The following is a 450-nucleotide window of genomic DNA, read 5'->3' as shown; positions in this document are numbered from 1 at the left end:
TCAGCATTCAGCATTCAGCGCGCTCTGTCTTTACCCTTCCATATTAAAATCGTAGCTCATCGACTCGGTGGGCTCTTGCAGGTAGTGGCCTTGAATGTAGTGCACACCTGCTTGCCATAATGTCGAGAGCACACTGGCGTTTTCCACAAAGGGGACGATGGTGATTTTTTCTTGCTCGTGTAGGCCGCCGAGTAGTTGGGTCAGCCCCTCGGGGCTTTCACTTTTGCTCTGAATGTCCTGAGTAAAGGAGCCGTCGACTTTAATGACTTTAGCGTTGACGTGTTTCAGTGCATTAAATGGGTTCAGCGAGCAGCCAAAGTTACTGATAGACAGCATGGAACCCAGTTTGTCCAATCCGTTGTTTAGCGCCTTGGCAGCGTTTAGGTGGTTGGTGATGTCGCGCTCTTGCACTTGGAAGGCAATTGCGTCGGCCGATAAGCCCGCAGCCTT

The 450-nt window shown here is 51.1% G+C and carries 1 protein-coding gene; it reads right to left on the bottom strand.

Going from position 1 to position 450, the window contains the following annotated elements; genetic code table 11:
- Positions 1 to 30: 30 nt before the first annotated feature.
- Positions 31 to 450, bottom strand: a 420-nt coding sequence (locus Q4526_RS06600; protein ID WP_215976139.1) for an EAL domain-containing protein, incomplete at its 5' end; no start/stop codon positions are given.

Origin of the sequence: Gilvimarinus sp. 2_MG-2023, from assembly GCF_030547685.1 — a bacterium.
Lineage (GTDB): Bacteria > Pseudomonadota > Gammaproteobacteria > Pseudomonadales > Cellvibrionaceae > Gilvimarinus.
Note: the sequence above shows the minus strand (reverse complement) of the source record. Positions and strands in the feature narration are given on the sequence as shown.